At 61.5% G+C, this 893-nt stretch carries 1 protein-coding gene and 1 pseudogene; both read left to right on the top strand.

Going from position 1 to position 893, the window contains the following annotated elements; genetic code table 11:
- Positions 1-654 (top strand): NAD(P)-dependent oxidoreductase (locus HCN58_RS35200; RefSeq protein WP_283814709.1); only part of this gene is annotated, 654 nt, incomplete at its 5' end.
- Between the two features lie 34 nt (positions 655-688).
- Positions 689-893 (top strand): annotated as a pseudogene (locus HCN58_RS35195) (helix-turn-helix domain-containing protein); the annotation flags it as partial.

Raw genomic sequence — 893 nt, 5'->3', positions numbered from 1 at the left:
CTGCGTGTATTGAGCGCCAAGGACCGTGCGTCGCTAGAAGCCCACGTGGCGGATGCGGATGTCATCGTGGGCTCCGGCATCGATTTTCCTGTCCAGATATTGGACAAGGCGCGTCGGCTGCGCTGGTTCCAGTCGACGTCCGCGGGCATTGACGCGATCTTGCCGATCCGCGATCGCGTCGGCGATCTTATCGTTACCAATGCTCGGGGTATCCATGCCGATTCCATTGCGGATTTCGTAATGACGGGAATCGGCGTGATGCACTGGGACTTTCCGCGGTTCATGCGGGAGCAGTCTCGTAGGGAGTGGCACATGCGACCTGTGCCCCCTATCTCCCAGCGGACGCCGGGAGTGATCGGGCTCGGCTCCATCGGGGTCGCAATCGCTCGTCGCGCCAAAAGCGCCGGGATGACTGTGATCGGCTCGAAGCGCGATCTAACCAAACCAATCGAAGGCGTCGACAGGCTCTTGCCGCCGGAAGATCTCGCAGAGCTTTTGCGACTCTCTGACTTCGCCATCGTGACCGAATTATCCGAACTCGCGGCGAACATTGCGGGCATAGCGGGCGAGGGTTTCTTGCACGCAGATCTCTCAACTAGAGCATTCGCCGACCTGGATGAATCGAAAGGGATTCCCAAATCAGCATTGAGCTGATCAAACTGCCTGCCGGAGGCGGAGGCCGGCGGGCATGTCGAAACCTCTTTCGCTGGATCTTCGAGTTCGGGTTTTGGCCGCTGTGCAGGCCGGCGCATCGCACGGCGAAGCGGGCGAACGGTTTGGCGTTAGCGCGGCCAGCGTGAGCCGCTGGCGCAATTTTGGAATGGCAACAGGGCGATGCGCGGCCGGAAGCGTTGGGCGGGGACCGCAGGTCCGACCGGATCGAGGCGCACAAG

The organism is Bradyrhizobium australiense (assembly GCF_013114825.1).
GTDB classification, from domain to species: Bacteria; Pseudomonadota; Alphaproteobacteria; order Rhizobiales; family Xanthobacteraceae; genus Bradyrhizobium; species Bradyrhizobium australiense.
Note: the sequence above shows the minus strand (reverse complement) of the source record. Positions and strands in the feature narration are given on the sequence as shown.